18 protein-coding genes are annotated in these 24045 nt (G+C 40.2%); 10 read left to right on the top strand and 8 right to left on the bottom strand.

Translation table 11 applies throughout. The features are described from left to right. Positions 1-101 precede the first annotated feature (101 nt). From rpoB to rpsT, 3 genes are all read right to left on the bottom strand, one after another. Complete coding sequence (gene rpoB, locus H6G06_RS14950; RefSeq protein WP_190561456.1) at positions 102-3446, bottom strand: DNA-directed RNA polymerase subunit beta; 3345 nt, start codon at positions 3444-3446, stop codon at positions 102-104. An 881-nt stretch (positions 3447-4327) separates the two neighbouring features. Further along, positions 4328-5131: a TatD family hydrolase gene (locus H6G06_RS14945; protein WP_190561679.1), complete on the bottom strand. Its 804-nt coding sequence runs from the start codon at positions 5129-5131 to the stop codon at positions 4328-4330. Positions 5132-5203: 72 nt separating this feature from the next. Further along, on the bottom strand, positions 5204-5500 hold the full coding sequence (rpsT, locus tag H6G06_RS14940) for a 30S ribosomal protein S20 (RefSeq protein ID WP_190561454.1): 297 nt from the start codon (positions 5498-5500) through the stop codon (positions 5204-5206). A 443-nt stretch (positions 5501-5943) separates the two neighbouring features. Here rpsT and hisD point away from each other — a divergent pair, with 443 nt between their 5' ends. Beyond that, entirely contained in the window at positions 5944-7245 is a 1302-nt protein-coding gene (hisD, locus tag H6G06_RS14935) for a histidinol dehydrogenase (protein WP_190561452.1), read from the top strand. Between the two features lie 175 nt (positions 7246-7420). Further along, positions 7421-7849, top strand: coding sequence for a universal stress protein (locus H6G06_RS14930; protein ID WP_190561450.1), 429 nt, complete (start codon positions 7421-7423; stop codon positions 7847-7849). Between the two features lie 78 nt (positions 7850-7927). On the opposite strand, the gene H6G06_RS28000 is transcribed toward H6G06_RS14930, so the two are convergent. Together H6G06_RS28000 and H6G06_RS14920 are read right to left on the bottom strand one after the other, a co-directional pair. After that, positions 7928-9958, bottom strand: coding sequence for a tetratricopeptide repeat protein (locus tag H6G06_RS28000; RefSeq protein WP_190561448.1), 2031 nt, complete (start codon positions 9956-9958; stop codon positions 7928-7930). Further along, a complete protein-coding gene (locus tag H6G06_RS14920; RefSeq protein WP_190561446.1) occupies positions 9915-10367 on the bottom strand; it encodes a helix-turn-helix domain-containing protein in 453 nt (150 codons plus the stop codon). Before H6G06_RS14920 ends, H6G06_RS28000 begins: the two co-directional genes overlap by 44 nt. Positions 10368-10574: 207 nt before the next feature. Here H6G06_RS14920 and H6G06_RS14915 point away from each other — a divergent pair, with 207 nt between their 5' ends. Both H6G06_RS14915 and H6G06_RS14910 read left to right on the top strand, forming a co-directional pair. Then, a complete protein-coding gene (locus H6G06_RS14915; protein WP_190561444.1) occupies positions 10575-11348 on the top strand; it encodes a 2OG-Fe(II)-dependent halogenase WelO5 family protein in 774 nt (257 codons plus the stop codon). A gap of 84 nt (positions 11349-11432) precedes the next feature. Then, entirely contained in the window at positions 11433-12143 is a 711-nt protein-coding gene (locus H6G06_RS14910; protein WP_190561442.1) for an alanyl-tRNA editing protein, read from the top strand. A gap of 813 nt (positions 12144-12956) precedes the next feature. Here the strand turns inward: H6G06_RS14910 and H6G06_RS14905 are convergent. Continuing rightward, positions 12957-13343, bottom strand: coding sequence for a hypothetical protein (locus H6G06_RS14905; RefSeq protein WP_190561677.1), 387 nt, complete (start codon positions 13341-13343; stop codon positions 12957-12959). 124 nt (positions 13344-13467) lie between these two features. Here H6G06_RS14905 and hslO point away from each other — a divergent pair, with 124 nt between their 5' ends. Both hslO and H6G06_RS14895 read left to right on the top strand, forming a co-directional pair. After that, positions 13468-14373, top strand: coding sequence for an Hsp33 family molecular chaperone HslO (hslO, locus tag H6G06_RS14900; protein ID WP_190561440.1), 906 nt, complete (start codon positions 13468-13470; stop codon positions 14371-14373). 164 nt (positions 14374-14537) lie between these two features. Further along, entirely contained in the window at positions 14538-16631 is a 2094-nt protein-coding gene (locus H6G06_RS14895; RefSeq protein WP_190561438.1) for a chromosome segregation ATPase, read from the top strand. 315 nt (positions 16632-16946) lie between these two features. On the opposite strand, the gene crtD is transcribed toward H6G06_RS14895, so the two are convergent. Continuing rightward, positions 16947-18461, bottom strand: coding sequence for a C-3',4' desaturase CrtD (crtD, locus tag H6G06_RS14890; RefSeq protein ID WP_190561436.1), 1515 nt, complete (start codon positions 18459-18461; stop codon positions 16947-16949). Positions 18462-18618: 157 nt separating this feature from the next. Here crtD and H6G06_RS14885 point away from each other — a divergent pair, with 157 nt between their 5' ends. After that, the gene (locus tag H6G06_RS14885; protein WP_190561434.1) at positions 18619-19338 is read left to right on the top strand and encodes a hypothetical protein; all 720 of its coding nucleotides are present in this window, start codon (positions 18619-18621) and stop codon (positions 19336-19338) included. 350 nt (positions 19339-19688) lie between these two features. On the opposite strand, the gene H6G06_RS14880 is transcribed toward H6G06_RS14885, so the two are convergent. Further along, positions 19689-20156 (bottom strand): hydrocarbon-binding protein, encoded by a 468-nt coding sequence (locus H6G06_RS14880; protein WP_190561432.1) that lies wholly within the window; start codon positions 20154-20156, stop codon positions 19689-19691. Between the two features lie 504 nt (positions 20157-20660). Here H6G06_RS14880 and H6G06_RS14875 point away from each other — a divergent pair. The 3 genes from H6G06_RS14875 (at position 20661) to H6G06_RS14865 (ending at position 23628) form a co-directional block, all read left to right on the top strand. Continuing rightward, positions 20661-21938 (top strand): M16 family metallopeptidase, encoded by a 1278-nt coding sequence (locus H6G06_RS14875; RefSeq protein WP_190561430.1) that lies wholly within the window; start codon positions 20661-20663, stop codon positions 21936-21938. A gap of 126 nt (positions 21939-22064) precedes the next feature. After that, complete coding sequence (locus H6G06_RS14870; protein WP_190561428.1) at positions 22065-22937, top strand: fructosamine kinase family protein; 873 nt, start codon at positions 22065-22067, stop codon at positions 22935-22937. Positions 22938-23010: 73 nt separating this feature from the next. After that, a complete protein-coding gene (locus H6G06_RS14865; protein WP_190561426.1) occupies positions 23011-23628 on the top strand; it encodes a 2OG-Fe(II) oxygenase in 618 nt (205 codons plus the stop codon). Positions 23629-24045 lie beyond the last annotated feature (417 nt).

Genomic DNA, 24045 nt, shown 5'->3' with positions numbered 1-24045 from the left:
TTTTGCCTTCTGTCCCCAGTCCCCAGTCCCCAGTCCCCAGTCCCCAGTCCCCAGTCCCCATTCCCCAGTCCCCAGTCCCCCAGTCCCCAGTCCCCAATCACCTATTCTTCTTCTTCCAACGACTCACGAGAAAGTGACTCATAGGTGGGACGAGGTGGAGTGCGGCGGGCTGATTGATCCGCCATCAGGTCAACTTCCACATCCAACGAACTGCCATCGGCTTGGGTTTCTACCTTATGCACAGCAATATCTAAACCCAAAGATTGCAACTCTCGCATTAATACCTTGAAAGATTCTGGAGTACCCGGACGAGGAATAGCCTTACCTTTAACGATCGCATTGAGAGCCTCATTCCGCCCTTGCATATCGTCAGATTTCACTGTTAACAACTCCTGCAAGGTATAAGCAGCGCCAAAAGCCTCCAGCGCCCACACTTCCATTTCTCCAAATCTTTGACCACCTTGTTGGGCTTTTCCTCCCAAAGGTTGTTGAGTCACTAGAGAATAGGGTCCTGTGGAACGGGCGTGAATTTTGTCATCAACTAAATGCACCAGTTTGAGCATATAGGCGACTCCCACCGTGATGGGACGGTCAAAAGGTTCCCCTGTGCGTCCGTCATAAACCATGATTTTGCCCGGATCATCGGGATTGTAGACCCAGTTTTTCCCGGTTTCGTCCCTAGCTTCTTGCAGTTTGCCATGGACAATGCGGCGAGAAGATTCTTCCCCATACATTTCATCAAAGGGAGTGATCTTAAACCTCACTCCCAAATTCTGACCCGCCCAACCTAACAAACATTCAAATACTTGACCCACATTCATCCGGCTAGGAACACCCAAGGGGTTAAGCACAATATCCACCGGTGAACCATCAGGCAGGTAAGGCATATCTTCCGCTGGCAAAATCCGAGAAATAATCCCCTTGTTGCCGTGTCTCCCTGCCATTTTGTCGCCGACTTGGATTTTGCGTTTCTGTGCCACATACACCCGCACCACCATGTTTGCTCCTGGTGGCAGTTCGTCCCCTTGTTCTCTGGTGAACAACCGCACATCAACGACTCGGCCTTTTTCACCATTGGGAACTCGCAGAGAGTTATCCCGCACATCTCGAGCTTTTTCACCAAAGATTGCCCGCAGCAGTTTTTCTTCTGGTGGTTGGTCAGACTCACCCTTCGGCGTGACTTTTCCCACTAGAATGTCTCCAGCTTCTACCCATGCCCCAATGCGGATGATTCCCTGTTCATCTAACTGTCGCAGGGCATCTTCACCGACGTTGGGAATTTCTCTAGTGATTTCTTCTGGTCCCAGTTTGGTTTGTCTAGCCTCAATTTCATATTTTTCAATGTGAATTGAGGTGTAAATATCATCCTGCACCAATCGCTCAGAAATCAAAATCGCGTCTTCGTAGTTGTAACCTTCCCAAGGCATATAAGCCACAACAATGTTTTGTCCCAGTGCCAACTCTCCCCCCTCGGTGGAAGAACCATCTGCCAACACCTGTCCGGCTACCACTTTTTCGCCAATGCGGACTAGGGGTTTTTGGTTCAGGCAGGTGTCTTGGTTGGAACGTTGATATTTAGACAGCACATATCTAATTTCCTGGGGTTTGGCAGCAGTGTTGCTGTTTGCATCTTCACCACTACCTATTGCTTTTTCTCTAACTCTGACGCGAATTTCAGCCGCATCTGCATAAACTACATCGCCATCAGTACGAGAAACAATCACCATCCCAGAGTCTCTAGCACCTTGGGCTTCTAAACCTGTTCCTACCAAGGGTCGCTCTGGTTTGAGTAGGGGTACTGCTTGCCGTTGCATATTAGAACCCATCAAGGCACGGTTAGCGTCGTCATGTTCCAAAAAGGGAATCATGCTGGTTGCTACTGACACTATCTGCACCGGAGAGACCGCTACGTAGTCTACTTGTTCGGGTGTGGTGGTGGAAAATTCTTGACGATAGCGAACTGGTACTTGCAATCCCATGATGTGTCCGTTTTCATCAACGGGAATGTCTCCTGGTGCTACCCGCAGGTCGTCTTCTTCATCCGCAGTCATGTATACTGCTGCTTTTTCGTAGCAGACTCGCCCGTTTTCTACTGGTCTAAAGGGGGTTTCTAGGAATCCATATTGGTTAACGCGGGCATGGGTGGCTAGTGAGCCAATTAATCCGGCGTTTGGTCCTTCTGGTGTTTCAATGGGGCAGATGCGTCCGTAGTGGCTGGGGTGAATATCCCGGACAGCAAAACCCGCTCTTTCTCTGGTTAGACCGCCAGGACCCAAGGCGCTGAGTCGGCGTTTATGGGTCAGTTCTGCGAGGGGATTGGTTTGATCCATGAACTGACTCAGTTGGCTGGAACCAAAGAATTCTTTGATTGCTGCTACTAAGGGTTTGGGGTTAACTAGGGAAGCTGGGGTGAGAACTTCGGCATCGGATACGGTCATTCTTTCCCGAATGATGCGCTCTAAACGGTTCAAACCTACTCTGACTTGGTTTTGTAGTAGTTCACCTACGCTTCTGACTCGGCGATTTCCGAGGTGGTCGATGTCGTCAATACTGCCAATGTCATACTCTAGGTTGATCAGATAATCTACTGCGGCTAGGATGTCCCCAGGGGTGAGAACGCGCATGGTATCGGGGACGGAGAGGCGAAGTTTTTTGTTGAGTTTGTATCTGCCTACTCTTCCCAAGTCGTAGCGTTTGGGGTCGAAGAAGCGGGAGTCTAGGAGTTGCTGTCCTCCTAAAACTGTGGGTGGTTCACCGGGACGCAGTTTGCGGTACAACTCCATCAGGGCTTCTTCTTCGGAAAATTGCCCTTCTTTTTCGATGGTTTTTTGGAAGTACTCTGGGTGACGTAGGGCATCAAAGATTTCGTTGTCTGATAAACCTAGTGCTTTGAGTAGTACCTGTGCTGATAGTTTGCGGGTTTTGTCGATGCGTACCCACACTAAATCGTTACGGTCTGTTTCAAATTTTAGCCATGCTCCCCGGTTAGGGATTAAGCTGGCAGAATAAGTCCGTCTACCGTTTTTGTCAATTTCTGATTTGTAATAAACTCCTGGCGATCGCACTATTTGGTTGACGATAACCCGCTCGGCTCCGTTAATAATAAACGTACCCCGATCTGTCATCAAAGGCAGATCACCTATAAATACTTCTTGTTCTTTAATATCCCCTGTTTCTTTGTTTAACAGTCTTGTGGGGACATACATTTGCACTGCATAAGTGCTATCTCGCCGTTTGGATTCTTCGACGCTATACTTAGGTTCTTTGAGTTTATAGTTATGACCTAAAAAGTGCAGTTCTAATTTTCCCGTGTAGTCTGTAATCGGACTAAAGGAGTTCAACTCTTCTATTAGCCCTTCTTCTAAAAACCAGCGAAAGCTTGAACGCTGGATTTCAATCAAGTCGGGTAACAGAAAGGCGGGTTCCATATATGTTTCGTTAGTCATGCCTCTACCTTTGTCAACCTGGTTAAACTTTCGCTTGGATACTGTTGTGGTAATTTTCCCGACTCTAGCGTTGTGTATGCAGGCTGTCGATTAACTTCTCCTGACATCACCTGCTATTCACAGATGCGGGCTTTCCGCTGCAATTAAAATTGGCATGGGCGCTTTTGAGAAGTGGATAATCGCCCTTGAAGATCAGCAAGGATGGCTAAAATCCACTGCCGGGATTGATGCAACAAGAACAGATGGTTGATATCTTGCTGAGTTTGATTTGTTTTTCTCACTCCCACCCTCCAAAACAGCCTGTTCAATCTATGCACATCCATACTGTTGTATCTTTAAAAGACCTCATCTATACTCACAGTGAGACCCCAAAAATGATGAATCCGCGAGTGTAGGCTTTGAATCAGGATGGATTTATTTTGCTGAGTTTTAGTCACAAGGCTCTTACTTTTAATAATTTTCTATAGTTCAATACACATTCGATACACAGAGATAGGCTGTTTTGCTTGCATTCCATATCAAACTATGCTGCCAGGGTTTGTTATCTATTGAGAGCATCTGCTTGTAGAGATATTTTAGATGTCCGTGAATTTTGGGTTCTATTTTATCAACAATCACCAGTATTTAGTCGTTGAGATAGATTTTATACCTATCATTAACTAGCATTTTTCAGTAGTTATTTAAAAATTCCTTCCTTTATCATTATGACGCAAGTGAAATGTTTTGGAGGGAATAATATTAGCACGGTTTTGTCATCCGAGAGTCTTATTTTTGCTTTCTTTCTGGGTTTACTCAAGGCAATGCTCCCAAAGCAGTTGATGATAGAGGTACTGGGGGAGTGCTTTTTGATGATGCTTGATGATTGGTAGACGAGCAATTTATCAGGTGCAATCGCTCTGTGTTAATGAAAGTCCGAATAATTTGCAAGCATTTTCAGTGGTTTGATGGGCGATCGCTTCTACCGTTTCCTCCCTTAATTTAGCTAATTGTTCGGCTACATAACCTACATAAGCTGGTTCGTTGCGTTTTTCGCCTCTTTTGGGTGTGGGAGCCAGAAAAGGACAATCTGTTTCTATAAGTAGGCGATCGCTACTCACCATAGCAGCTGAGGCTTGTATGGCTTTCGCGTTTTTAAAGGTTACTGTCCCACTGAAGCTAATGTAGAAGCCTAAATCAAGAAACCATTGGGTTTCTTCTGGCGTTCCACTCCAACAATGCATTACACCCCGCAGTCTTTCTCCTTGATTTTCCCGCCATTTCTGCAATACTTCTCTTACCTGTGGTGCTGCATCACGACAATGGATGATCACTGGTAGGTTAAGTTCAGTAGCGATCGCTAATTGCGTCTCAAATACTATGTACTGTTGTTCATAGTTATTTGCCTTGTAAAAATCTAGTCCCATTTCCCCAATCGCCACCACTTTAGAATCGGAACAGGCTAGAGATGTGATTTTCTCTGCTGTCTGGTGGTTCCATTTGGCTGCATCTAAAGGATGTAAGCCAACGGCAAAACTGATTTCGGGGAACTGGTGAGCTAAAGTTTGAATGCTGGCAAATTCTTCGGGATGAACACAGGAATGCACTAAACTTACTATCCCTGCTTCTTGCCAACGCGATCGCACTGCTGCTAAATCTGGCTGAAATAGATCAAAGTTGAGATGTACGTGGGTGTCTACTAATTGCATGATGGAGTCAGGAGTCATTACTGGGTATGGGGTAAGTCATTAATCTCTTAGCTAATGACTAACGACTAATGACTACTCTGCTGTTTGGGTCAGCGGTTTGAGTTTGTGAGCTAACCTTGACTTTTTCCTCGCCCCGGTGTTGGGGTGTAGCACACCCCGCTTTACAGCTTTATCAATTTTGCTGTAGGCCTCAGACATCCGAGCATCTACTACTTGTTTTGATTCTGGAGTAGGATTAGCCGCATGAGCTTCAACAGCAGTCAAGTATTTTTTCATCAGCGTCTTTACTGCTGATTTATATGCTTTGTTACGCAGTCGGTTGCGTTCTGCGATTTGGGCGCGTTTGAGAGCAGACTTTGTATTCGCCACAGTCAATTCCAAAAAAACTATTAATTAATATGTACACACACTACTAGATTTACTAATATAGCACCAAAGTTGCCAATGTTATAATTTCTAGAAAAAATTTCCTTCCTGAAGTTGCCAATCAGGGTCAGGCTAGTGTCGGCAGAGGTTAGCTGAAAAATTTCCATGCCTTTGGAGTTGGAGAGTCGCAAAATCAGGAAATAGGTTAAAATAAGTTACTGAACCAAATAGTGTCCTAACTCACCACAATCGAAAGAAGAGGTGTGACTGCTAATTCAGTTCATTTCCCATGAGGATGTATTTTCACAGGCAATAATCCTGGGAGTATCAAAAAAATCCGGGTTAAGCTAGAGAAGAGAATTAGGATGAGCCTGATCCCTGAATGGGTAAAGAGCCAAACTGATTCTCAAACGGGAACATTCTAATTTTGGCATTGTCCTTACTCCATGCTGCGAATTATTACTCAGCAGGCAGACGTTATATCCGAACTACAACGTATCTGCGAACGCACTCATGACGAACAGGTGCTTCACAAAGAAGCAACGGTGCGGGAAGTGTTGCAAGCAGTCAAGCGCCAAGGCGACAAAGCTGTACTGCACTACACAGCCGAATTTGACCACCAAACCTTGCAACCAGAAGAACTAAGGGTTACAGGTTCAGAACTGGATGCAGCTTACCAACAGGTATCAAAGGATTTGTTGGCAGCTATTCAGCTGGCTTGTCGCCAAATTGAAGCGTTTCACCGTCAGCGAGTACCAAAAAGCTGGGTACACTTTGGCGATGATGAAGTGGTACTGGGTAAACGCTATACTCCTGTAGATCGGGCAGGTTTATACGTCCCTGGAGGTCGGGCTTCCTACCCCAGTACGGTGCTAATGAATGCTATACCAGCTAAAGTGGCAGGTGTACCACGTATAGTGATGGTAACACCGCCAGGGGCAGGTAAAGCAGTTAATCCAGCAGTCTTGGTGGCTGCCCAGGAAGCTGGGGTAGAAGAAATTTATCGGATTGGGGGCGCTCAAGCGATCGCTGCGTTAGCCTACGGTACAGAAACAATTCCCAAAGTGAATGTGATTAGTGGACCTGGTAACATTTATGTCACCTTGGCCAAAAAACTAGTCTACGGCACAGTGGGTATTGATTCCTTAGCAGGACCAAGTGAAGTTCTGATTATTGCTGACGAAACAGCCAATGCTGCCCACGTGGCTGCGGATTTGTTGGCACAGGCTGAACATGATCCAATGGCGGCGGCGATTTTGTTGACAACAGATGCGGGTTTAGCGAAAAAAGTCCAGGTAGCTGTAGATAGACAACTGGTAGATCATCCCAGACGAATAGACACAGAAAAAGCGATCGCGCATTACGGCTTAATTGTCGTTGTCGAATCTCTAGAAGCAGCAGCAGAACTCTCAAATGAATTTGCTCCTGAACACCTAGAATTAGAAGTTCAAGATCCTTGGGCTTTAATTTCCCAGATTCGTCATGCTGGTGCTATTTTCCTGGGTAATTCAACACCAGAAGCTGTAGGAGACTATTTAGCAGGACCTAACCACACCTTACCTACCTCTGGTGCTGCCCGTTATGCTTCTGCTTTGGGTGTAGAAACGTTCCTCAAACACTCTAGTATTATCCAATACTCATCAACAGCACTTGGGAAAGTGGCTGGTGCAATTGACACTCTTGCTAAAGCTGAAGGTTTGCCTTCCCATGGTGATTCAGTACGAAGGCGAATTGCGGACAAAGAGTAATTTAGAATGCAATATTTTTTCCTGAATGCGGTTGACAGCAGCTACTTCATAGTTAATGATAGTGAGTTTGTGACTTTAGCAAACGAAAGTTCACATTAAGAAAATTGTTGGTGTTCAAACCAATAAAATTCTTGATGTGATAATTTAAGGGGTCTACCTTGAGGAGACAAAAGCGGTGTTAAAAACTATTTTAGTAGCTCTGGATGGCTCGGAAATTGCTGAACGAGTAATTCAAACTTTAGGTGATTTGGTGCTGTCGTCAAACACTAAAGTTATTCTTTGTCATGTATTTCCTACCCCAGAGTCAGAAATAGAATTACCCGCTGATCGTCCTCATCCAGACTCACCAAAGTCGTTTTATTTCCATATTGAAAAGCAGCTGCAATCATATCAGGAACAATTGTCAGTCAAAAGCGAGTTAGAATTAGTAACTGGTGATCCTGCTGACGAAATTATTAGACTAGCCAATATTTATAAAACTGATTTAGTGGTGATTGGTAGTCGTGGGTTAACCGGGATGAAGAGAATTGTTGAGGGTTCTGTTAGCACTCAAGTCATGGAAGAGGCTAATTGTTCGGTGTTGGTGGTAAAGCCTGGGAAGTAATTTAGAATTTATAATTCATAATTCATAATTATATAATTCATAATTCATAATTAAGAATGTAGTAGGGGTTTAGCATTGCTAAACTCTTACATTTTGTGAATCAATATTTCCTCTTTTGGCTTTTTTCGCTTTCTCAACTTGCTTGGGTGCTTCCATTTCTTGATACAGTTGGATAGCTTCGTTAAAGTTGGTGTTGCTTTTTTCGGTTTCACCCATTTTTTGATATGTTAAGCCTAGTTGGTAGTATGCTTCTGCTAAATCACATTTAGCACCGATTTTATCTAAGATTTCGATTGATTCTGAATGCTGGTCAAGAGATTTTTCAAAATTGTCTTGTTCTCGGTGTATTTGTGCTAAACCCACTAAAGTTTTCCCTTTCATCTGAATAAAGTTAATTTTTTCAGCATAGGATAAAGCAGATATTAGTATTTCAAGTGCTTGATTAAAATTACTTAAATTTATATATGTTAAACCTAAAAAAAGTGATCTATAACCAGTAGACTTAATTCCTAAAGGGGTACTAGGTATTTCATGATAAATTTTTTCTGCTAAGTAAGTTGCTTTTTCCTGAAATCCTAAACATGAATATAAAAATGCTAAATTAAACAAAATAGATACAGAACGTACGTGCCATTTTGAATATTCAGAGCTTGCATGAGCCTTTTCCAGTAATTCTATGGCTTCAGCTATTTCCCCTAATTCCACTTTACAACGACCAATATTATATAAAGAATCTATCTCTAAGTAATCTAAATTTTCTACGTTAAATTTAATAGCTATAGCTTGAGAATCTTGATAAGATTTAATAGCTTCGTGAATATATCCTATCCGCCAATAAAGGTCGCCAAGGGTGTTATTAAGCTGAATTAATAAATATCCCTGTGGGATATAGCAAACAATTTTCCTTATAGAAAAAATCATTCTTTCTAACAATCCGAACCTGGAGAAAGAACCTGCAAGACTGGGAGGTAAAGTTAGACGCTTATGAACGTCTTTCTTCCAAGGCTCATCTCTCCTTTGAATAATCACTGCAACACACTTCTCAAAATCATTTATATCTAAATAGTGATAATACGCCTCAAATGCTTTTTTCGCATCCTCTATCGTTCTAACTGTATTCACACTCTCAGTCCAAAATTCAGCCGCTTTACGATTTACCTCCTCCCATTCTCCACTTGCTTTCAACCTCTCTATCGCCTGTTCTCTAACGACTGGATGTAACCAGTATTCTCCCTTCTCGAATTCATTTCGCAAAGATTTAATTACATCTCTCCGCTTATCTTCAGAAATATCCCACAATAAAGCTAATAGTGCATCAATAGAAACTCTGGGTACATCTTGATAACGAAAACATCCTAACCGACAAAGTAATTTATAAGCATCAATATCTAAAGTTTGCAAACGGTTAAACTGACTTTCAACTAAATTTTTTAATTCCGTTTCTACCAAAGTACAATTTTCTTGCCAATAAGCGGACATATCCCCATCATAATCTGTTCTTATTACCCCCAAGAGAATATCCATTGCTTTAGCATTACCCCCATAAATTTTGTGCATTGCTTCTAAAGATGGGGTATCAATCTTAATTTTACGAGTTGTAAAAAATTCTGACCATGCGGTTACATCTAACACAGCTAAAGGATAATGATAGATACTACGATCAATACGATCATCACATAACCTTTCTCTACTGGTAATTAGGGTGAGAGACTGCACATTTTCATCACCTAAAACTCGTAATAGTTCTACATAAAGATTATGTTTTTCAATGAACCTACCTTGTTTATCTAGTGCAGGTTCTAAGTTATCAATTAATACTCCTACTTTGCGGGTTTGCAGTTGTTGTTTTAGCCTGTTTAGAGTAGTTTTAAAATCCCTTCCTGGTTCTTCTTGAAAGTATTGTTTTAGCCATGTTTCAATTTCACTTTCAACAGCTGTAATATTTTCTGTATCTTTCGCCATTTCTAGTGGTAAGACTAAATCAAAGTTTTTATATAAATATTGCTTTGCTAAAGTTGTCTTTCCTACTCCTCCTGCTGCTTGAATGACGATGATTTTGTGGCGTTCACTGATGAGGGTGTTGATATCGGTAATTGCTGTCTGTGTCACGTCCGACAAAATTAGACTCTGATGAATAGCATAGAAGATTCTCTATACCTAATTCTGAAAGCTGTTTTATGTTGTTATTTTCTCTCTCAGTCTCCTCAATATTTGCTGTTACGGTATCTGAAACTTTGGGTAATTCACGTTTTTGTAGTCTCTCTATAACTACCTGTAGGTTTTTCACGCCAACCTTTTTCTCTCCTGTTACGTCCTCCAACAGTCTCCATAACTTGGGAGCATATTCACGTTGAATAGAACTATTTGCATAGCCTACAACTTCTACATCCTTTAGTTTCTTACCTTCTAATATCTGTTGAATTATTGCCTTTTGGACATCTGACAGCGGTTCTCCTGTCTTCGCAACAACCCAGTTATCAGCAAGTTCTATCAGTTTCAATGCTTCTTCCGCAGTCATCTGTTGATAGGTATTAGTAGTTACAGTTGCCCCATGAAATTTGATAATAGCTGAATTTTATGAATTTTTAGGATATTTTTCTGAAATTTATGAAATATTTACGATTTTGTTGCAATTTTGATAGATAAAACTTATGAACTTTTTGAATTGCCATTAAATTCAATATGAGTAAAAATCTACTCAATTGAACAATATCGGAGATAAGAGATGAATTACATCCAGCAAGAAAAATTAGATTTAGAGTCTCTCAAAAAACTCATAAGAGGAGAAATATTAGCTATATGGGTTCCTAATTATTTTCCCATAAATAAAGCAAAAAACTGTGCAGATACAATTTTACAAGATGAGTATGAATTTTATGCTTATGCTCCTGGTGAAGTTGGTAGATATGGTTTATCTTTTTCTGAAACTCAGTCATCTGAGAAAATTGCAAGTCAGTATTTTACCTCAGCTAAACCATCAATTGATAGAATTCGGCAATACTTTACTCCATCCTTATCACCTATAGATATTCTGCGGTTAGAATTAGACGAGATATGGCCATCTGGAGCAAATATTGAACGTTATAATAAACAATTAATGTTTGTGGGTTTATGTCGGGTTATAGAACCAGAAACATACGTACTTCCACATCAAGATATGGTTACATGGAATGTTTCAAATGAGTCTAGTTTACGGTCAATAAAAACCCAATTGGCAGCAAATATTTATCTTCAAGTTCCTGAAAATGGAGGTGATTTGGAACTTTGGTCATTTGGTTTAGATTATGGATCTTATCAAGAAAAATCAGATGGTCTTTATGGTATTAATCATTGTCATTTACCAGAACCATCAACTAGTCTTAAGGCATTTACTGGTGATTTAATTCTGTTTAACTCCCAAAATCTTCATTCAATTCGTCCAGGAAATACACATAGGTTAACAGCTTCATGTTTTATTGGTTATCGAAACGATAATTTACCGCTTACCTACTGGAGTTAGAATTTTCCCAATGAATTAATAATAGTAGGTAGTCTCAAAAAATTCATCTAAATTTTCCCAAAAATAAGTCAAGGAGATTAAATTATGCAGCTTGCCACAAATCCAGTGTATATGACTCATCAAGACCAATATGAATCAACAGCTAAAGTTACGGATATTCAGCAGATAGAATTCGGTGGATATAATGTCTATTCTATTCGTGTTGACGAAACAATATTTCACCCTCAAGGAGGAGGTCAACGTTCAGATAAGGGAAGAATAAATGACATAGAAGTTGACTTTGTGCAAAAGGAAGTTCTTGATCCTACTAATCCCAATCTCATTCAGATTAACCATATTTTGAAGGAGAAACCTGATTTTGAAATTGGAAGTATGGTTATCCTGCGTGTTGATAAAGAATGGCGTTTTCAACAAATGTCTTTACATTCCGCAGGACACATATTAGCTGCTTTAGCTGAAAAAATTGAACCAAACTTGAAAGCAGTCCAAGGACATCACTTTCCTGGAGAAGCTAAAGTCACATTTATAGGTAGTCCTATGGATGAAGATAAGTTAAAGCTAATGTTAGAGGAAAGACTTGATGAAGTAATTAGAAATAGTATGCCACTGAAAATAGTTAATGAAGCAGGAGTCCGTAAATTGGATGTTGGTGGTTTAACAAAAGAAGCTTGTGGTGGAACACATTTGACTAATGCTAATCAAATTAGTTCCATTAGAATCCGAAATATTAAGAGTAAAAAACAAAAAACACAAATTGGGTATGAAGTAGTTACCACTCTGAATCAAAAGGGCTAAAAGATTAAGATTCACTCAAGAGTGTTTTCTTCAGTGATGGTTAGCTAAATATTGAATATTGACCTATAGCGATCGCTCTCTAGCCTCTAGCCACATTCACTTCACAAGAGCGACACCTGCGGTAAGCTAACGCTAACGCTTTTCTCATTCTCATTCACTGAAAATAGAAAATAGTTAATACCGTTACTTACCATTTATTCTTCTTACTAATCCAGGCTACATACCATAAAATATTTGATTTGTCAATACCCCAAATTATAACCCGCAAACAACAGCATCAAATATTTGTAATTCTCTTGTCAGAAAATTTTGAGAATTTGCTCAATTTTTTTGCAGATGTTCAGTTTTGCGAGTTCCGAAATACTTATAAATAAAAGCTTTCAATCTGCTGCTGTAAACGCAGTCTTAAAAATAGACACAATAAGGGAAATTACAAATTCTCCTAAATCATAGCAGATCGCTGAAAGTATTGCAATACCGTTGATAAATAAAAATAATTCTCAATTAATTATTAAGAAAATATAAAGAGGAAAACTTTGGAAGTTATAAAATTCTAAACTGTTTTTAGTTTTACATAATTGAAATTTATCTAAAAGCCAAGAGAGAGCGATCGCATAGAATAGATATCTATTCTGAATATATTCATCAAAAAGAAGTTATTCGCTTTTAATTATATCCGATGAGCAAAATTGTAATTTCTCACTGAGTGAGTTAGGTTGAAAAATCAGTTTATTTCCCAACCCACCCCACAAAAAAACTTAACATTTAACTCTCTGCGCCTCTGCGCCTCTGCGTGAGCATAGAAAAACTTTCTTATTTTTGTTTACTCCTCAAAAACTCCCGCAAACTCAACAAACTCACAGTCTGCCCCAAATTCAAAGGTAAAATTGACACACCTTCCAAACGAGACTGTACCCAACCTTCCCCCCAATACCACTCATGAAAACCGTCAATACCCCCACTGAGTAGCAAACGCAAGCAATTAGTTTTCGCTACATCGACGTGATGATGAATTTGGACAGGTCCGGTGGAAGTAGTAAAATCAAATCCAGATAATAATTTTTTCGGCATTCCAGGGGAAAAACTTTGTCCTAGTAGCCATTTTTGCAGTTGTGCTGGAATTAACAAACTATCGTGAATAGCATCTGCTGATGCTTCGATTTCGATTCGCAGTTGGCTTTGTTGAAAAGTACCCAGCATAGTTAATTCGTAATTCATAATTAATTATTCTCGCTCATCTTTCCTTTTTCCCACCAGTCCACCGTCTAGTGCCTGGAGAAATTACAATAGAGAAGTCATCTTGTTAAGAATTGTAAGGGTTTTCATGGCGGATCAATTAATGCGGGCTACAGCAGCCGATGGTGGTATTAGAGCGGTTGGTGTGATTACCACACGCTTAGTTGAAGAAGCAAGAGTACGTCATAAATTGTCCTATGTGGCCACAGCAGCACTGGGAAGAACAATGTCAGCAGGTTTGTTGATGGCTTCTAGTATGAAGCGTGTTGGATCTAGAGTCAATGTCCGGGTGAAGGGCGATGGTCCTTTGGGTGGTATATTGGTAGATGCAGGCTTGGATGGCACAGTCAGGGGCTATGTAGGCAACCCATCTGTAGAATTGCCCCCCAATGCCAAAGGTAAGCTAGATGTTGGCGGTGCTGTGGGTAGTGGATATCTCTATGTTGTTCGGGATATTGGCTATGGCTATCCTTACTCTAGTACAGTTGCACTTGTTTCTGGGGAAATTGGTGATGATGTGGCACATTACCTGGTAAATTCGGAACAAACACCTTCGGCTTTGGTTTTAGGCGTGTTTGTGGGAGCAGGTGGAGTGACAGCATCTGGAGGGATACTAATACAAGTTTTGCCTAAAGCGGCTAGAGATGAAGCCTTAGTTGCAACCCTAGAATCAAGAGTATCTGCTTTATCAGGTTTCACGCCTTTGTTGCAAGCTGGAAAGACGCTAACGGAGATTTTTGGTGATTTACTGGGAGATATGGGACTGACAGTTTTCCCAGAAAGTCAAATGTTGCGCTTCCACTGTGGTTGCTCCTTTGATCGGGTGCTGGGAGCATTGAAAATGCTAGGAGAAGCAGAACTTCAAGACATGATTATTAAAGATGATGGTGCTGAAGCAACTTGTGATTTTTGTGGCAATGTTTATCAAGCAAGTAGTGATAATCTAGCACAATTAATTGTTGATTTACAGAGGGAAGCTTCTGTTTCAGAATAAGTGTGAAATACTACTAAAACCAAGAAATATAAATGGTATTTGTGGAGGCAGGACGATAGAAAATGAAAAAAATAACTGTTTAATGACCAGAAAGAAAGTTACTATGGCAAAAATAGAATTATCAGTTTGAGCAAAACTGTTATTCAATTACTTTGGTGTGTGAGATGACAGATCGGGATATTTCAGATAGTTGGTCTCCAGCCAGAGCTAGAAAGCCGGATCAAAATACAAGATTATCCCGAACTCCAGAAGTCGGGACAACTCAACCATCTGGTGTCCCAGCTACTGGTTCTAACTTTAAATCAGTGACACAGCAACAAGATAAAAATACAGAAGGATTACCTATAAATAACCATTCAGAGGAATCTTTTGATACTAAAAAGATAATAGGGAAATTGCCCCGCTGGATGAAAAGCTGGGTGCTGTGGTCAATTTTATTAACGTTGATTCCTAGCGGCATCGGATTTATATCAATGTCAATGCTGCTCAAGCTGCCATCAGCGCCAAATTGCCCCAAAATCTTTTGGCCTTTAGCTAGTGCCTCGGTACGTTTACACTGCGCTTCCTTGGCAGCTTCTAAGCAGAATGTGAACGATTTATTACAAGCGATCGCACTGGTGAGAGAATTACCAGAAAACCACCCACTCAGGGGACAAATTAATACTTTTTTAGAAGAGTGGTCACGAGATATTCTTAAGTTAGCTGATCAAAGTTTCCAATCTGGGAATTTAGAGGAAGCGATCGCAACTGCTCGGCAAATTCCGGAAGACCTGGAAGCTCGGAAAATAGTAGAAGAGCAAATTACTAAATGGCAGTCTACCTGGTCTAAGGCAGAAGAAATCTACCAAGAATCAATTAAAGAACTGGGACAAAGGCATTGGCAATCAGCGTTTATGCTGTCATCCAAACTGCTGCGTGTTAATAATCAATATTGGGCAACTACTAAGTACGACGAACTAAATCGCATTATTGTTACTGCGCGGGAAGATGGTGATAAACTCTATAAGGCTGAAGGCCTAGCAAAAGGTCGCTCAGTAGATAATGTCCTAGCAGCTATTAAATTAGCTGAATCGATTAAGTCGGATAGTTACCTGTATCAAAAAGCTCAGGAATTAATTCCTGAATTTGGGCGCAATATGCTGAAATTGGCAGAAGCCAAGATGGATAGGCGAGACGCGGATACAGCATTGGACATTGCCAGACAAATTCCGCCAATTGCTTCATTACAATCAGAAATTGATGATTTTATTGTTTTAGGTGAAGCCCAAAGAAGTGCTTGGATAGGTACGGTTTCTGGTTTAGAGGCAGCCATTTATCAAGCTCAACAAATTGATGCTTCCAGGGAAGTGTATGAGAAAGCACAAAAACTGATAGCGGTTTGGCAATTAGAAATTGAAGATGTTTCTCGTTTGGAAAAAGCGCGAACTCTAGCTAGTCAAGGCACAATCAATGATTTAACAGCAGCAATATCCGAAGCTCAACAGATTCCTGATAGCAACCCCCGCGCTCAAGAAGCTAGACAGGAGATGGGTCGCTGGCGTTCCCAAGTGGAATCTATTCAAGACAGACCTTATTTGGAACGTGCTGACCAAATAGCTCTGTTAGATGATATTAATTCTTTACAAACTGCGATCGCCGAAGCTAGTCAAATTCGCTCTGGTCGTGCATTATATCCAGAAGCACGGAAAAAAATTAGCACTTGGACTGCTAAAATTCAACGCATCCAAGACCAACCTTATTTAGATCAAGCAAGGATTATTGCTGAAAGTGGTGATTTAAACACTGCTATTAGAGAAGCTCAAAAAATTGCTTCATCAGGAAGGGCGCTTGCTAGTGAAGCACAAACAGCAGTCGATAGTTGGCAAGAACAAATTCGTGCCAGAGAAAACTGGAGAAAAGCCAGAGAAGTGGCTATTACTGGTACACCAGAAGCTTTAGCTGAAGCGATCCGGTTGGCTGATCGGGTGTCAAACCGTAATGTTTTACGCATGGATGTCAACGTAGCTATTGATCAATGGAGTCAGCAATTGTTACAAATGGCACGTTCTCAAAGCGAGTTTGATATTTCTCAAAGCATTGCTACTGCTAGATTAATTCCCCGTAGTAGTTCTGCTTACAGAGATGCTCAAGAGCAAATTAGAACTTGGAGACAATTTTTGATACCCCGTATATCACCTACACAATTACCTGAGTCATCACCTACGCCATCACCTGAAGCGGAACAATCTCCAGCATCACCAATCAGTGATGGGTTGTAATGGGTAATGAGTGATTGGTGATGAGAGAATTTTAATGATTACCCTTGGGGACTGTATCAAATTAGTCCCTTTTTTTTGTTGAATATTATTCATTTATTGCCAGTTTTACCCAATTACGAAAAGCGCGAGTTGCGGACATTTGTCCAATTTTTTTGCGGGTGTTGCTGTTGTTACCATAGTTTATTTTTCTCACAGGGCATATTATTATTTTGCTTTTTGCTTTCTCAGTACCTGCATATCTTAGTCTGCCATGCAATGTATTTCAGGTGCATGACATAACGAAAATCCTCTCTGCGCCTCTGCGTGAGAAAAAATCTACCATTGCGCTTGAATTTGTCTAACCACAGTCAACGCTGAATAACTTACCCCTGCTGTACCTTCCCCTGGATGAGTTGAGTCACCCACTAACCACAAATTATTAATAGGTGTACGATTAGCAAAACCAAAGGGTCCAAAGGTAGGAATTCTTTGACCAATTCCGCCCACAATTCCCTTTTCTCTGCCTGTAAAATGAGCAAAAGTTTTAGGTGTAGCAGCTTCTACATGAATAATTGTTTCTGGCTTTAAATAGAAATATTGGGAAAGTTTGGATATTGCATCTTGGGTGAATTTTTGTTTTAATCCTTGATAATCTTGAGTATTCCACCAGGGAGTAAAATCAACAAAAGAAGAAGCAATAATTGTAGCTTTTCCCTTTGGTGCGCGTCCGTCTCCCTCATGACTTACAGATACAAACAAGGAATTATTTTCACCAATTGGACCATTAATATCATATAGAAATTGTAGATGGGGCGGACATTCATCAGGAATTGCACTCTTATCTACACCTAAATAAATCACAAATGCACCGGAAGCAGGTGGTAATTCTTCTACTCTTTGTTTATATCCAGATGGGGCATTTTCTGCTAATAATTCTACTAAGTTTTGAACAGTGACGTTAGCAACTACATGATCTGCTGTTTCTGTCCAAATTTCCCCTGTTTTCTGATTTCTAATAACTACAGCGTTAGCTTGGTTATTTTCAACTTTGATTTTTTCGACGGTGTGACGCATTAATAATTTACCGCCGTCTCTTTCTAAAGATTCGACCAGGCGATCGCTCAATACCTGCATACTACCTTGGAGGTGATACAATCCTTGGGGTGATTGGGATACACTTAACGCTGTAGCCGCATAAAGCAAAGCAGTTTCTTCGGCGCTAACTTGAGAATATAACTTGAGTTGTAAATCTAAAAATTTCCGCAGTCTTTTGTCATTTCCCAAACCATATAATTTTAAAGCATCCCCCACCGTCATAAAAGTGAAAGGTGCAGTAATAAATGTACTCGGACGCACTGCTTTTATTAATTGTCCTAAATCCCATAAATTCCGGGGGGGTAAAACGGGGTCACGTCCTTGAAATTCCCAACTAGCATTAAATAAAGTTGCCAATAATTGCCAAAACGGGTCACTTCCTGGAAATTGTCTTTGTCTTTCTTGTTTCCATTTTTCAGGATCACGCCACACGTTGATAGGTGTAGACTCTCCCGGAAGATAAACTGCACAAGCTGGATCACAAGGAGTAGCTGCGGGTAAATCTATATTTAATTCGGAGAAAATGCGGTGATGAATTCCTCCTGGTTCTAACCCTGCAACTTGAGTTGCACCGACATCAAAGATAAAGCCTTGGCGTTTAAAGGTGGAAGCACAACCACCGGGAACTAAAGCCTGGTCAAGAATTAAGACGCTATAACCTCTATGTGCTAATAATGCGGCAGCGGTTAGTCCACCTATTCCCGCACCGATGACGATGACGCGGGATTGGCTGTTGTTCAGGGATAGACTAGGCATTGATACTTAATTTTACAATTCTTAATATTACTACTCATAATTTTAAATTAAATCGGGCAGTATGGGAGTTAGCTGTCACCTGTTCCCTGTCACCTGCTTTATACTGGCATTTGGTAATAAAGTATTCATGCTGCGACAAGAATAGGCAAAATTAAACATGAGTAAAAATTTTGAAATCCAGGAATTAGCGATCGCAATTACCGCTAAAAATCTTAATCCCACCGTTCTCACTCCCGATTTTCTGAAATATACCGGGATTATTCCCGCAGATTGGGAGTTAGCCAAACAACCGATTTATACTAATGGTGTAGTCCAGATATTTTTCACCACAGGTGTAGGAATTGTTGCCCAGCCTAATAGTGTCACTGTAGTAGAGGCCATAAGTACAAAACAACTGGGAGAAATTCAAATCCCCAAAATTACACAACAGCTAGTAGAAAAACTATCTCAAGTTGAATATCAGCGGGTTGGTATTAACCCTAGAGGATTTGTTACTTTTAACTCAGATGCGGAAGCATATCAATACATCAATGGTAAACTTTTAGCACCTGGTTCATGGCAGGAATTTGCAGGAGCAAAAGTTAATGCTTCCCTGCAGTTAAGTTATCCTTTGCAACGGGGAATACTCAACTTAAGTATTAACCAAGCAAATGTGCAGTTTCCTGATAAAGTAGCAGCTGCGATTTTGTTTTCTGGTAATTTCAACTATTCCTTATTAGGAAATACTCCGGTTGAAAAATTACAAGATTTGCAACAAATAATTCACAACTGGCAAGATTCATTAAAGACTTTCCAACAATTGTTGGTAGATAAATTTTTACCATCAACTGAAGCACCAAGAAGCATTTCTGTTTTTCCACCAATGGCAAAAAGTTAAGGATAACTAGGGGTTTATCAAAAAATAGCATAAAAACCCCGGCATCAACCCCTAAAACCCAAAATGTTTTTAGGGGTTGAAGTCTTTTAAGCCGGGTATTTACCTTGCTTCCGACAAGGTAAGGTAAGCTAATTCAGGTGTTTATGCCTCAGTGACTTCATGATAATATATTAGTATGAAAAAAGTTGTCACTTGCTACCTGAAAGTCCGTGAGAAACCAGACAAGTGGAGACAAGTAAAAATGTTTTTCTGGGTTTATTACCATTTTGAGAATTCTCTATTATTCTCAGTGAGAGTTGAAGATTGGCAGAAAATCCTAACTTCCAAACCTATAGTCAAATATATATCGGTTATCCTAAAGGAGTGAATTCAAACACATCATGAGTACCACCTCTAAGTACGGATTCAGTATGTACTCCTTTTAAACGCTTACCCATTAGTTGCTCAATAGCACCCCAAACTGCGCCCATAGTAAAAGTGCATTTGCGGGGTGAATTTAGTGGTTCACCAGCAGAACACACGGTTTCAGTAGTATAAACTTTAATGGTTTCATCTTCAGCGACAATTTTATGAACTATACACAAACGTGTACCTTCCTTGCCTAAAGCCTGCTTTAATTTAGCTGCTGTTTCATCTAAAGAAATTGAAGTTCCCACTAAACCTAAATCTTTAGCTAACTTTTTACCCCTAGCACGACCGGCTGTGGTTAGTGCAATGGCTGTAGCTTTTTCTCCTAGAGCGTCTTCCATGCCTGTAATAACTGCTTTAAAGCAAATAATACTAGAAAAATCGCCTAGTTCTGTTCGTAATTCTGGCATAATTTAAATCTCAGTATAGAGGAATATGGACGGAATACTTACGTAGTATGCTTTTAAAGATGCAATTAATTATGCTTCACCGGATGATATATAAGAAAGTATGCAGTCTGTAATACCTGTAAAATAGAGATTTACATCTCCGTACTTTCTCACGAATGGTTTCGGATTGCTAAATTTTATCATCATCGTCATAGCTTCTTTGTAAGTATAAAATACATTTCGTGTTTACGCAACAGTTGTTAATACGCAAACCTGCGGCTTGATTAGTTGCACAGACATCTGTAATTCGAGCAGAATCACCTCAGCAACGAACCAAGCTTAAGCTATCGCTCCTCTAGGTTGATAGGGTGCATCACCATCAAAAATCTCTACAATAGATACCCAACGATTCCTAAGCGTTTCAGGGATTTTTCATGGTTATGAATAGATAGGCTGGATGATCAAGTCTTACCGTCTGAATCACTCCTAGCTAAGATAAAGAAAGTAACATTGCTCTCACCACCAATGACATCAACTTTGTTGAAATTTCCTCGCCTTCATGCCCCCAAGGTGCATCATCTACCAAATGGTTTAACCATCATCGCCGAACAAATGCCGGTGGAAGCAGTTAACCTGAATGTATGGGTAAAAATAGGTTCTGCTGTCGAGTCAGATGCTATTAATGGCATGGCTCACTTTTTAGAACATATTGTTTTTAAAGGAACAGAGCGACTAGCTAGTGGTGAGTTTGAACGTCGGATTGAAGAGCGCGGCGCTGTCACTAATGCTGCAACCAGCCAAGATTATACACATTATTATATCACGACTGCACCCAAAGACTTTGCAGAATTAGCACCACTGCAAATAGATGTTGTCTGTAATCCTACTGTTCCTGATGATGCTTTTGAGAGAGAAAGATTAGTCGTTTTAGAAGAAATTCGACGTTCAGAAGATAACCCCAGAAGGCGCATTTATCGGCGCACAATGGAAACCGCTTTTGATGTTTTACCCTATCGTCGTCCGGTACTCGGTCCCGAAGCAGTAATTTCCCAAGTTACACCCCAACAAATGCGCGATTTCCATCATACTTGGTATCAACCATCTTCAATCACTGCGGTAGCGGTAGGTAATTTACCTGTAGAACAATTAGTAGAAATTATCGCTGAGGGATTTAGTAAAAACAGTGAACAATCAACAGTTAACAATCAACAATTAACAATTAGTCAAGAACCGGCATTTACAGAAATTGTCCGCCGCGAATTTATTGATGAAAGTCTACAACAAGCCAGGTTAATTATGCTGTGGCGAGTACCTGGATTAGTAGATTTAAATGATACTTATGCTTTGGATGTGTTAGCGGGAATTTTGGGACATGGACGCACATCTAGATTAGTCCATGATTTAAGGGAAGAAAGAGGACTTGTTTCCTCAATTTCTGTTAGTAATATGAATCATAGACTCCAAGGAATATTTTCTATTTCTGCTAAATGCGAAGTGGAAAATTTAGCAGCCGTAGAAGAGGCGATCGCTCAACATTTGCGAACAATACAAACAGAATTAGTCAAAGAATCAGAAATTGCTCGTGTGCAAAGACGGGTAGCTAATCGGTTTATATTTGGGAATGAAACACCAAGCGATCGCTCCGGATTGTATGGTTATTATCAATCTTTAATAGGTGACTTAGAACCTGCATTTAACTATCCCCAATATATACAAGCACAAGACGCAAATAATTTAATGCAAGCTGCACAACAGTATTTATCCCCCGAAGCTTATGCTGTAGTTGTGATCAAACCAGCGTAGGGAACAGCAAAAAATAAATTACCCAAAAACTGTAGGGTGGGTTAGGCGCACAAGATCAGATAATTAAGATTCAGATTTGCGGCCATTGCGCCGTAACCCACCATTTACATTAACAACTCATAAACTATGATTTGGCAGGAAATAGATACTCATATTAGCCAAGTAACTGGACATAAATTTCAAACCTCACAACATTTATCTGTAAGTGGTGGCTGTATTAACCAAGGTTATGCAGTTAGTGATGGTAAAGTCACTTACTTTGTTAAACTTAACCAGGCCTCTCAAGCAGAAATGTTTGCAGCCGAAATGCTGGGTTTACAGCAAATGTATCAAACAAATACTATTCGTGTTCCTCAACCTTTATGTTGGGGAACTACAGGTAATTCTAGTTATATAGTATTGGAATGGCTAGAAATGACCGATGGTAATAACAAATCTTGGCAGAAAATGGGGCGTAATTTAGCAGAAATGCACACAACTATTAGTAACCAAGGGTTTGGCTGGAACATGAATAATACTATTGGTTCCACACCCCAAATTAATACTTGGAAATCTGACTGGATAGAATTTTACACCCAACATCGTTTAGGTTATCAATTTCAATTAGCAAAGCAACGAGGAGGGAGTTTTCCTTTACAAGATAAATTATTAGCCGCTATTCCAGAATTATTAGCAGAGCATCAAGTACAACCTGCCTTAGTACATGGAGATTTATGGGGAGGAAATGCAGGATTTACTATTGATGCTGAACCTGTGATTTTTGATCCAGCCACTTATTTTGGTGATCGAGAAGTTGATATTGCCATGACAGAATTATTTGGGGGGTTTCCAGCAGATTTTTATAAAGGATACGAGGAAGTATTTCCTTTAGAAGATGGTTATGAACGACGGAAAACACTCTATAATCTATATCACGTTTTGAATCATTTTAATTTGTTTGGTGGTGGTTATGCCTCCCAAGCAAATGGGATGATTGAGCGAATTCTGCGGAATGTGTAATGTGTAAATTCAGAAAAATTTTGTTTGCTTCCCTACACCGAACCTAAATAAATAAGTTTGTGATTTACCGAATGTGAAATACTATCAACTACAAACCAACGTTTTACCTAATAATTACCTGAATGACTTGTGGGGAGAAATTCAAGCTAGTCCTTACTTTGTTATCAACAACCTCAACCGCGATTTCATTAATACCAAAGGATTTTCCGTAGTTTTTCAGCGTCAGGGATTAACAACAGTCGCCCAAAAATTTCCCTTTTTTAAACCTTATTTAGATTTAGCACTTCAGCCCAATTGTAATGCTTTCTATCTCAACCCCTTACTATTAAAAGAAGGTTCTCGTGTCGATCCACACATAGATCGCTCTTTGCGTTCTTATTGCAAAACCATTGAACCACCTCACCTTGTCAGCGTTCTCTATGTGCGAGTACCGGAAAACATGGAGGGAGGGGAATTGGTGCTGAAGTCAACTAAACGCCAAGTTGGACAAGTTAAACCGCAAACTAACACCTTGGTTTACTTTCAAGGTGATTTAACCCATTCAGTTAATGCAGTCACAACTCCAGGAAATCGCTTAAGTTTGGTTTGTGAACAATATAATTTAAGTGACGCTGAACTTGAAGAAATTCCCATTTTTACATTAGAATCAAGGGCTAGTCAATCTACAAATAAAAAACGAAACTATAGATAGATAAACCAGCAACCTAAACTATATCGATATACATTTGCAAGGCATCTTGTGTAGCATATTTCATGAAAACAAAGCCGCTGAATACTGGTGCTTAATGCGATTATTTAGTTATTTATTAAAATTTGTGTATTATTATTGACATTATTTATAGCTGTAGCCAGGATAATTAGGACATGATTAGTCCTTGAAACCAAGGAATAACAAGGGTTTTACTCTTGCCTTTTGCCTATTGCCTCTTGCCTTCTGCTATACTTGCCATATAGAATACCTTTTAAGTATTTAGTCAGCAATTTTTATTGGTGCAGGATGTTAATTAATGCGTAATTCCTGATATTCTCAAACTTAAGGTTATGAAATGGCGCAGTTATTTTTCAAACTAAAAAACTGGTTTCTCAATCTTTTTCTAAAGCAGACTGT

Source organism: Anabaena sphaerica FACHB-251, assembly GCF_014696825.1.
GTDB lineage: Bacteria > Cyanobacteriota > Cyanobacteriia > Cyanobacteriales > Nostocaceae > RDYJ01.
Note: the sequence above shows the minus strand (reverse complement) of the source record. Positions and strands in the feature narration are given on the sequence as shown.

Bases quoted from the DNA above. Each gene is read 5' to 3' on its own strand.
- rpoB (WP_190561456.1), bottom strand. From the start codon at position 3,446: ATGACTAACGAAACATATATGGAACCCGCCTTTCTGTTACCCGACTTG.
- H6G06_RS14945 (WP_190561679.1), bottom strand. From the start codon at position 5,131: ATGCAATTAGTAGACACCCACGTACATCTCAACTTTGATCTATTTCAG.
- hisD (WP_190561452.1), top strand. From the start codon at position 5,944: ATGCTGCGAATTATTACTCAGCAGGCAGACGTTATATCCGAACTACAA.
- H6G06_RS14920 (WP_190561446.1), bottom strand. From the start codon at position 10,367: ATGACTGCGGAAGAAGCATTGAAACTGATAGAACTTGCTGATAACTGG.
- H6G06_RS14915 (WP_190561444.1), top strand. From the start codon at position 10,575: ATGAATTACATCCAGCAAGAAAAATTAGATTTAGAGTCTCTCAAAAAA.
- H6G06_RS14910 (WP_190561442.1), top strand. From the start codon at position 11,433: ATGCAGCTTGCCACAAATCCAGTGTATATGACTCATCAAGACCAATAT.
- H6G06_RS14905 (WP_190561677.1), bottom strand. From the start codon at position 13,343: ATGCTGGGTACTTTTCAACAAAGCCAACTGCGAATCGAAATCGAAGCA.
- hslO (WP_190561440.1), top strand. From the start codon at position 13,468: ATGGCGGATCAATTAATGCGGGCTACAGCAGCCGATGGTGGTATTAGA.
- H6G06_RS14895 (WP_190561438.1), top strand. From the start codon at position 14,538: ATGACAGATCGGGATATTTCAGATAGTTGGTCTCCAGCCAGAGCTAGA.
- crtD (WP_190561436.1), bottom strand. From the start codon at position 18,461: ATGCCTAGTCTATCCCTGAACAACAGCCAATCCCGCGTCATCGTCATC.
- H6G06_RS14885 (WP_190561434.1), top strand. From the start codon at position 18,619: ATGAGTAAAAATTTTGAAATCCAGGAATTAGCGATCGCAATTACCGCT.
- H6G06_RS14880 (WP_190561432.1), bottom strand. From the start codon at position 20,156: ATGCCAGAATTACGAACAGAACTAGGCGATTTTTCTAGTATTATTTGC.
- H6G06_RS14875 (WP_190561430.1), top strand. From the start codon at position 20,661: ATGACATCAACTTTGTTGAAATTTCCTCGCCTTCATGCCCCCAAGGTG.
- H6G06_RS14870 (WP_190561428.1), top strand. From the start codon at position 22,065: ATGATTTGGCAGGAAATAGATACTCATATTAGCCAAGTAACTGGACAT.